This window comes from Shewanella hafniensis (assembly GCF_019655335.1).
In the GTDB taxonomy this organism is placed as follows: Bacteria; Pseudomonadota; Gammaproteobacteria; order Enterobacterales; family Shewanellaceae; genus Shewanella; species Shewanella hafniensis.
Genome location: NZ_BPFD01000117.1, coordinates 1 through 9,012 on the forward strand (window position 1 = coordinate 1; position 9,012 = coordinate 9,012).

Sequence of the window (9,012 nt, forward strand, 5' to 3'; positions counted from 1 at the left end):
ATTGAAACCTATCGTTAAACCCAAAGCCCTTCATATCAAGCATCTGGCCAGACCATTCAAGCGTACTAAAGTTCAACCTCTGTTTTAAAGGTTTTCAATTAACTGAAAATTAACAATTTTCACATCTGGTCGGACTTGTTGAGGGTAGATTCAGTCCATAAGATGCCGAAGACTAATAAATGGATTTAAATACTTTCGGCTGACTAGGACCGAATAAAAATCCAATACTTATAAAAAATAGAGAGAATTATAATGAAAACATTCAACAAGACACTCATTGCCGTTTCTGTCGCATTAGCAAGTACTCAAACCTTAGCTTCAGGTTTTCAACTCAACAGTCAATCAGCCACAGGTATGGGCCGTGCATTTGCTGGTGATGCGGTTATTGCCGATAACGCTTCTGTGTTATCACGTAACCCTGCAGCTATGGCATTATTCGATAAAGATGCGATCTCCTTCGGCTTAACTTATGCCGATATTACTGTTGATGTTAAAGACGTTAACTTTGCCGGTGGTGCCGTAGACTTAGGCAGCATTGATGATGCGGGTAGCTCTAAAATTATCCCTAATATTTTCTACATCCACCCAATCGACGATAAGTTCGCCGTGGGCTTTGCTGCGTTTTCTAACTTTGGTACCGGTACCGATGCCAGCTCTCTTTCAAAGAGTTTACCAGCAGGCTCACCAGCACCCTATGATCTGCTTGGCGAAACAGAAGTCACAACGGTTAACTTTAACACCAGCCTTTCATACCGTATTAATGACATGTTCAGTATCGGTGCGGGTGTGGATGCCATCTACGGTGAAGGTCGTTTAACCCGTAACATGGGCACTACGCCTTTAGTTGACGTCGACGCTGACGGCTGGGCCTTCGGTGGTATAGTGGGTGCCACTATTGAGCTAGATAAAGATAACCGTTTCGGTATCAGCTATCGTTTCAGCCCAACAGTGAATGTTAAAGGTGATGTCAATACAATTACATCAAACACTTTACCAAATGTTGGTAAAGTGAATGTTGCCACCAGTTTTGATAGTTTAGATGTACCACTCGCCGATATTTTCCAATTTGCAGGTTTCCATCAGCTAACGTCTAAATTTGCAGTGCACTACACAGCGCAACACACCCAATGGGGTAATTTTGACCAAATCACTGCTAAAGATGGTGTAGCAACTATTCTACCCGGCCAAACAGGCGCTGGTATGTCTATGGATATTGGTGACAAGGCTCTGAAAGAATACCAATGGAAAGATTCATGGTTATTCAGCCTAGGTGGTACTTATACTATCAACGAACAATTCACCGTTCGTGCAGGTTATATGCATGACCAAGGCGTTGTGGACGAAATTAGCTCAATTTCATTCCCAGACTCTGACCGTAACTGGTATACAGCGGGTATGAGCTACAACATCAACCCACAAAACACCGTTGACTTTGGTATCGCTTATATTAAAGGTGAAAAAGTTCACCTGATCGAAAACAGCTCTATCACAGGCATAGGTCCTGTGAATGCAATTACTGAATCAAGCGGTATGTACTACTCAGTTCAATACAGCTACCAGTTCTAAGCTAAACGCTTAATCCTAAAAGCCGCATTTTTTGCGGCTTTTTTGTATCTTAAGCATTTATTGCCTAAAGTTAATTCATACTCCTATACACGCAGCTACGGCTATGGCTAAAGTCATTGGACTCGGTGGAATTTTCTTTAAAAGTGCAGATCCTGTTACCTTGGCAACTTGGTATAAAACCCACCTTCAAGTTCCCATTGAAAACTGGGGCGGCGCCGCGTTTTATCACACAGATAAAGCGACGCTCGGCTACCATGTTTGGACGCCCTTCGCCCATAGCACGGACTATTTTGAGCCTTCAGATAAGAGCTTTATGTTCAATTTTATTGTTGATGATCTGGCCCAAGCGCTCATACAGGTCGAACAAGGTGGCGGTCAGCTCGTGGGTGGCATTGAAGATTCAGAGTTTGGCCGCTTTGGTTGGTTTATCGATCCCGACGGCAATAAAGTCGAATTATGGCAGCCAAGTGTTATTCCTCCGGAAAAATAGCCCGTCTCAATAAAGCGACATCAAGCTGATATCGCCAACTTGTCTCCCTCAAATCTTAAGCGGCATCTATCCCGAATAAACCCAGTGCATGACTTAGGTTTATTGGGTATCGTAGGCTGAGTTTATCTAATCAAGAGATTCTTTTTATGGAAAAAAATAACATCCTTCCTGCCCTGCTGCTGGGCGGTTTCCTTTGTGCTGGGCTTGTGTATGTTGGTCAGACAGCGAGCACAGCGTTATTGCAGATGAAAGCTATGGAACGCACAGTGACAGTTAAGGGCTTAGCGGAAAAAGAAGTCAAAGCCAACGTGGCGATTTGGCCAATCAATTTCACTGAGGTCGATAATAATCTGCCTAAACTCTACGAGACGGTTCAGCAAAAAACCGACCGCGTCGTGGCGTTTTTAAAGGAACAAGGCTTTAGCGATAGCGAAATTACGATTTCATTACCTTCAATTGAAGATCGCCAAGCCCAAGGTTATGTCGATCCCAACGTCAGATACCGTTACTCGGCAAAGGTGAACCTGTCGGTTTATACCCCGCAAATTGATTTAATGCTCAATACTCGTAAGCAGATGATTAGCTTAGTGAAGGAAGGCATAGCGATCGCCAGCCAAGAGTATGACAATCGCACCGAATTCCTGTTTACCGATCTCAATTCAGTCAAACCAGTGATGGTGCAAGAAGCCACTCAAAATGCCCGTGAAGTGGCGGAAAAATTTGCTAAGGATTCAGATTCTCGCCTCGGAAAAATTAAAACCGCCAGTCAAGGCCAGTTTACTATTTCGGATCGCGATAACAGCACGCCTTACATTAAACAAATTCGCATTGTGTCCACACTCACCTACTATTTAAATGACTAAATCTTAGGCTTAGTCGGAACTCACTGAAACGATAGGAATAAGGCACTTATGGGCCTTATTCCTAAATTAGGAAAATACACTATATTAAATTTTTCTAATAAATATTGATTGCCTATTGAAAACAACTCCATTAGAATTTACTCATGAATTACATCTGGGATGATATGAATTATGACGTCAATTTCTCGCGTTCTTTTCTTACTGCTGGCGCTTGCCAGTACTCAAGTTCAGGCTGCCTCAGTCGAAACCATCGAAGTCTTAACTAAACCCTACGCCAATTGGGTCACCTTAGATGCCACCATAGAAGCAGTAAAAGCGGCGACTGTGTCAGCGCAAACCTCTGGTCGTATCGTCAAACTCAACTACGATGTTAACGATGTTGTCCCCGAGGGGGCCGCCCTACTGGAGATCACCAGTAAAGAACAAGGCGCTGAACTCGCAAGTTTTGAGGCCGACTTAGCCAAAGCCAAAGCCTTGAATGTGGAAGCCCAAGCTCAATACAAACGTTATAAAGAGTTATTTCCCCAAGGCGCGATTTCTAAGGGCGCGATGGATGAAGCCACCGCCAATGCTAAGGCCACAGAACAAGCCGTAACCGCAGCGCAAGCCCGCGTCATCAAAGCCAGCGAATCCTTAAAATACACTGTGGTATCAGCGCCTTTTAGTGGTGTAGTCACAGAGCGTTTTGTCGAACTGGGCGAAACGGTGAGCCCAGGACAAGCACTACTTTCAGGGTTTTCCGCGAGTCAAATGCGCGCCATTACCCAAGTGCCGCAGCGTTATATCAATCAGTTGAAAAACGCCCCCGAATTCCTCGTCCGTTTAAGTGATGGCCGCGAGTTAATCTCAAAGGATCTCACTATTTTTAGTTTTGCCGATCCCGTCAGCCACAGCTATCAAGTACGTATTAATCTGCCTGAAAATGAAGCTAATCTTCAACCCGGTACTTGGGCAAAAGCTTCCTTTAAAAATGGCGAACGAGAAAAAATCCAACTGCCCACCTCAGCGCTACTCACAATGAACGAACTGAGCAGCGTTTACCTTAAAAAGGGCGAAGAATTTGTACTCACCCAAGTCCGTGTAGCTAGTCCCTTAGATGGCGAGGTCGAAGTGCTGGCGGGCCTGAAGTCGGGCGACAAGGTTGCCGTTGATGCCTACCAAGTGTTGCTCAACAAAAAGCAATAAATTCCCTAGCGACTTAAGCTTTGTCGAGGTTGTTTTATGAAACATGCTCCAGTACCACAGACCACACTTGGGATTTCCGGTCGAATTGCCGCCGCCTTCCAAAATAGCGCCATCACGCCGCTATTAGCGCTTCTCGGACTCTTGCTTGGCTTATTCGCTATTTTGGTGACGCCAAAGGAAGAAGAGCCACAAATTGATGTCACCTTTGCCGACGTGTTTATTCCTTTTCCCGGCGCGACACCTACCGAAGTTGAAAACTTAGTCACCTTGCCTGCGGAGCAAGTGATCTCAGAAATCAAAGGCATAGATACCCTGTATTCGTTCTCCCAACCCGATGGCGCACTGATTATCGTCATCTTTAAGGTCGGGGTCGCGCGCAATGATGCCATCGTCAGCCTGTACAACCAGATTTATTCCAACATGGATAAATTGCCAAGGGGCGCAGGCGTGGGTGATCCGCTGATCAAACCCCGCGGCATCGATGATGTGCCCATTGTCAGTTTGACCTTGTGGTCAAAGGACAGACAAGTCTCTGCCGAGCAACTGACCCATGTCGCCCTTGGGTTAGAAACCGAAATTAAGCGCATTCCCGGTACCCGCGAAATCTATACCGTTGGCCAGCACGACATGGTGGCCAACATACGTATCGATCCCGCCAAGATGAACAGCTTTAATCTGACCTACGACAAGTTAAGACAGAGTCTAAATGACAATAATATGGTCTCTATGCCTGCATCCTTAGTGCAAGGTAATCAAGAGATTAAAGTTCAGGCTGGGCAATTTTTACAATCCATAGACGATCTCAAGCAACTAGTTGTCAGTGTCTATCAAGATAAACAAGGTAAGCATATTCCGATTTTTTTGGCGGATATTGCCGAAATCAGCTTAAAAAGTGATATCCCTAAGCAGAGTGTTTGGCACGCGGATAAAACCGACATTTATCCCGCCGTCACTATCGCAATTGGTAAACAAGCGGGACAAAATGCCGTCGATATCGCCGACAGTGTGATTGAGCGGATTGCTAAGGTCGACAATGTGTTGATCCCCGCGAATGTCGAAGTCACAGTGTCACGTAACTATGGCGAAACCGCGGCGGATAAATCTAACACCCTTATTTTAAAACTGATTTTTGCCACCAGCGCCGTAGTCGTACTGGTCTTTTTAACCATGGGGGCCCGCGAATCCTTAGTCGTAGGTGTGGCCATTATTATCACGCTGGCGATCACCCTTTTCGCCTCTTGGGCGTGGGGATTTACCTTAAACCGCGTGTCCTTGTTCGCCTTGATTTTCTCCATCGGCATCTTGGTCGACGATGCCATAGTCGTGGTCGAAAACATTCACCGGCATATGGCGCTCGGCAAAAAGTCCTTTAGTGAGCTTATCCCTGTGGCGGTCGATGAAGTCGGCGGCCCGACGATTCTGGCGACATTTACTGTTATCGCAGCCTTGCTGCCGATGGCTTTTGTATCGGGCTTAATGGGGCCTTACATGAGCCCAATCCCCATCAACGCCAGTATGGGCATGTTAATTTCCCTCGTAGTGGCATTTGTGGTCACTCCTTGGCTCAGTCGTAAACTGCTGAAACATAATAAGCACGATAGCTCCCAAGCCTCGCACGAGGATGAAGCCGAAACTAAGATGGTGCGCCTCTTCACCCACTTAATAGGCCCTTTCCTGCTGGGTAAAAATGCCCGTAAGGCAAGAGTGGGACTGGCTGCCGGCGTATTTGTGTTAATCGGCATCGCGGTCGCGCTCCCCGTCGGTCAGCTCGTGGTGCTGAAAATGCTGCCCTTCGATAACAAGTCCGAGTTTCAAGTCATGGTAGACATGCCAGAAGGCACTCCCGTAGAGCAAACCCAAAGAGTGCTACAGGATTTGAGTCGCTATCTGACGACTGTCCCTGAAGTCGAGCATCTGCAGTTATATGCGGGCACTAACGCGCCAATGAACTTTAACGGCTTAGTGCGTCACTACTTCCTGCGTCACAGCCAAGAGCTTGGCGACATTCAAGTTAACTTAGTGGATAAAAAACACCGCAAACGCGACAGCCACACCATAGCGGTATCGGTGCGAGACGAACTGCAGCAAATTGGCGAGCAATATCAAGCCAATATCAAAGTAGTTGAAGTGCCACCTGGACCGCCAGTGTGGTCGCCGCTGGTTGCCGAAGTGTATGGCCCAAGCCCCGCAATCCGCGAGCAAGCCGCTTACGAGATGCAGGCGCTGTTCCATGAAACCAAAGATGTGGTCGATATCGATATTTTCTTGCCCGCTGCCCAGCAAAAATGGCAGGTGATGATCGACCGCAGTAAAGCCAGCCTGATGGCCGTGCCCTACAGCAATATTGTCGACTTGATTGCCACCTCCGTTGGCGGCAAAGATGTGAGTTATTTACATCAAGCCCAGCAAAAACAACCGATACCGATCCGCCTGCAATTAAACGAAGGTGCGAAAGTCGATTTAGAGCAAGTGCTGAATATGAAGTTACTGAGCCAAACGGGGCAATCCGTGCCTGTGTCTGAGCTGGTAACCATCAAACGCGGCAAAATCGATGCACCGATTATCCATAAGAATATGATCCCTATGATCATGGTCGTCGCCGATATGTCGGGGCCACTGGACAGCCCACTCTACGGCATGTTCGACATGGCGGGCAAAATTGATGGCGCCGATGGCTTAGGGTTTGATCAGCATTATATTCACCAACCCACAGGGCTAGACTCGGTCGCCGTGTTGTGGGATGGCGAGTGGAAAATCACCTACGAAACCTTTAGAGACATGGGCATCGCCTATGCGGTCGGCATGATCGCCATTTATCTCTTGGTAGTGGCGCAGTTTAGATCGTATCTCGTGCCGCTCATCATCATGGCGCCAATCCCATTAACTGTGATTGGTGTAATGCCAGGCCATGCCCTGCTCGGAGCACAATTCACCGCAACGTCCATGATAGGCATGATAGCGCTAGCGGGGATTATTGTGCGTAACTCGATATTATTGGTCGATTTTATCAATCAAGAAACCGCATCCGGCGTGCCCTTTGAGCGGGCAGTGATCCACTCGGGTGCCGTGCGGGCCAAACCCATTATGCTCACCGCATTAGCGGCCATGATAGGGGCGCTGTTTATCCTTGATGATCCGATTTTCAATGGCTTAGCGATCAGTCTGATCTTTGGTATTTTTATCTCGACCATACTGACCTTAGTTGTCATCCCAGTGCTGTACTACACAGCAATGAAAAACCGCATGAATACTGTTCAAATACAGACACAAACACAAACACAAAACTAACCACAACAAAGGCCATCACCAAGATGGCCTCAAGGAGTAAGGTATGTCATTAGAACGCAGTATTATGGCTTTTGCCGGATTTATGGTGTTACTGTCACTGGTGTTAACCGCCTATGTGCACCACAACTTTCTGTGGTTAACCGCATTTGTTGGCGCGAACCTGTTCCAGAGTGCTTTTACCGGCTTTTGCCCTGCAGCAATGGTTTTACGCAAATTGGGTGTAAAATCAGAGGCTGAAATTGCCAAGCAAAGCTAAGCCACACAAAGTCACTACTTAATAGTTAAGACTTAAGAGTTAGGTAAGCAAGTACCCACTTGGCTAAAACAAGCTTGCCCAAAAAATCGTCAAGGAGAGATAAAGTGACCCACAACCTAGTAACCCGTGGCCAAAGCCTAATGCGCTTAGCCCTGTTAAGCCTGCAGTCGCTGGTACTCATGCCACTGCTGCTAATGCCAATGATTGCCAACGCCGCCGACCAAGATCCAGCAGTCGCATGGGATAAAATTGCCGCAGGCGCTATGGTACTCGATGTCAGAACGCCCGAAGAATTTGCCGAAGGTCATCTAGCCAATGCGGTAAATATTCCCTTTGAGCAAGTGGCAGAGGAGTTTGCTAAGCGCGGCATCGCCAAAAATGCACCCGTTGTCTTGTATTGCCGCAGTGGTCGCCGTAGCAGCATCGCAACCGAAGCCTTAGTCGCTGCTGGATACACTCAAACCTATAATGGTGGCGGTTATTCCACCTTAGTTGAGGCGCAAAAAACGCCCGCTAAGTAATTCACCGCCATCGAATAGGCTCTAGTGCGGGGAAGCAAGCGTTAATCACTTAAGCACTGTCACCTCATTATAGTCATTCAAGCTTTAACCCCTAAAAGCGCCCTAAGGCGCTTTTTTATTGTCTAAGTGAATAAGCTTACTTTAAGCAATAGCCTATCAATCAACATTGCTTTATATAAAAAGCTTTTTATCCACCCCAACATTTGACTTCTAAGATGGCGGGCGAATGGCGAGATATTAAAGTATCTTATTAGCGTAAATCGATTCAGGTAAAAATTAGTAATCATTTTCGCTGCTACACAAGTAACATCAATGAGCCGATGTATGGCAAAAAATTAACTATCTAACATGTTCAAAACGTAGATGACCTTCATTAACGCCAGTCTCACTAAAACCATTGGAAATCAAAACCCTTTTTGATGCTTCATTTTCCGCTAATGTATGAGCAATAATGTTCTTTGTTTTTTCAAAAGAGTAAGCATGGGAAACGAGTGTATTAACGATTTCTGTAGCATAGCCACGACGCTGCCACTCAGGTAGCACTGAATAACCAATTTCAACCATCCCATGACTATCTGGAGGTCCAAAATAACCACCAGAGCCAACTAGCGTTCTCTCTCCTGAAACAGGATTAATATCAACTGCATACCAGCCATACCAACCTTGGGCTGCTTCACCGCCATTTTCATAGCAAGCAAGGAAAAACGCTATTGCATCACAATCGTATTCGCCACAAGGCCAAGCGTTTGAAACAATTGCATTTAATTTTGCAGCAAGTAACTGTGGTGTTTCAAGCTCTATATGAAGATGATCAGCTGATGAAGATATCAATACGATCCGCTT

The 9,012-nt window shown here is 46.3% G+C and carries 8 protein-coding genes; 7 read left to right on the forward strand and 1 reads right to left on the reverse strand.

The window, feature by feature from the left end; all coding sequences use genetic code 11:
• Positions 1 to 252: 252 nt before the first annotated feature.
• The 7 genes from K5Q99_RS20600 to K5Q99_RS20630 all read left to right on the forward strand — a co-directional run bounded on the left by K5Q99_RS20600 (position 253) and on the right by K5Q99_RS20630 (position 8,169).
• The gene (locus K5Q99_RS20600; protein ID WP_220777986.1) at positions 253 to 1,566 is read left to right on the forward strand and encodes an OmpP1/FadL family transporter; all 1,314 of its coding nucleotides are present in this window, start codon (positions 253 to 255) and stop codon (positions 1,564 to 1,566) included.
• A 103-nt stretch (positions 1,567 to 1,669) separates the two neighbouring features.
• On the forward strand, positions 1,670 to 2,056 hold the full coding sequence (locus K5Q99_RS20605; RefSeq protein ID WP_006085487.1) for a VOC family protein: 387 nt from the start codon (positions 1,670 to 1,672) through the stop codon (positions 2,054 to 2,056).
• A gap of 146 nt (positions 2,057 to 2,202) precedes the next feature.
• Positions 2,203 to 2,919 (forward strand): SIMPL domain-containing protein, encoded by a 717-nt coding sequence (locus K5Q99_RS20610; RefSeq protein ID WP_006082262.1) that lies wholly within the window; start codon positions 2,203 to 2,205, stop codon positions 2,917 to 2,919.
• 171 nt (positions 2,920 to 3,090) lie between these two features.
• A complete protein-coding gene (locus K5Q99_RS20615; protein ID WP_220777987.1) occupies positions 3,091 to 4,104 on the forward strand; it encodes an efflux RND transporter periplasmic adaptor subunit in 1,014 nt (337 codons plus the stop codon).
• A gap of 36 nt (positions 4,105 to 4,140) precedes the next feature.
• Complete coding sequence (locus K5Q99_RS20620) at positions 4,141 to 7,392, forward strand: efflux RND transporter permease subunit (RefSeq protein WP_220777988.1); 3,252 nt, start codon at positions 4,141 to 4,143, stop codon at positions 7,390 to 7,392.
• Positions 7,393 to 7,435: 43 nt separating this feature from the next.
• Positions 7,436 to 7,648 carry a YgaP family membrane protein gene (locus K5Q99_RS20625; protein ID WP_006082265.1) on the forward strand — a complete coding sequence of 71 codons (213 nt, stop codon included), beginning with the start codon at positions 7,436 to 7,438 and terminating at the stop codon, positions 7,646 to 7,648.
• 104 nt (positions 7,649 to 7,752) lie between these two features.
• Positions 7,753 to 8,169: a rhodanese-like domain-containing protein gene (locus K5Q99_RS20630; protein WP_220777989.1), complete on the forward strand. Its 417-nt coding sequence runs from the start codon at positions 7,753 to 7,755 to the stop codon at positions 8,167 to 8,169.
• Between the two features lie 339 nt (positions 8,170 to 8,508).
• Here K5Q99_RS20630 and K5Q99_RS20635 read toward each other — a convergent pair.
• Positions 8,509 to 9,012 (reverse strand): GNAT family N-acetyltransferase (locus K5Q99_RS20635; RefSeq protein ID WP_246604551.1); only part of this gene is annotated, 504 nt, incomplete at its 5' end.

Coding starts and splice junctions, on each gene's coding strand:
- K5Q99_RS20600 (WP_220777986.1), top strand. CDS start 253: ATGAAAACATTCAACAAGACACTCATTGCCGTTTCTGTCGCATTAGCA.
- K5Q99_RS20605 (WP_006085487.1), top strand. CDS start 1,670: ATGGCTAAAGTCATTGGACTCGGTGGAATTTTCTTTAAAAGTGCAGAT.
- K5Q99_RS20610 (WP_006082262.1), top strand. CDS start 2,203: ATGGAAAAAAATAACATCCTTCCTGCCCTGCTGCTGGGCGGTTTCCTT.
- K5Q99_RS20615 (WP_220777987.1), top strand. CDS start 3,091: ATGACGTCAATTTCTCGCGTTCTTTTCTTACTGCTGGCGCTTGCCAGT.
- K5Q99_RS20620 (WP_220777988.1), top strand. CDS start 4,141: ATGAAACATGCTCCAGTACCACAGACCACACTTGGGATTTCCGGTCGA.
- K5Q99_RS20625 (WP_006082265.1), top strand. CDS start 7,436: ATGTCATTAGAACGCAGTATTATGGCTTTTGCCGGATTTATGGTGTTA.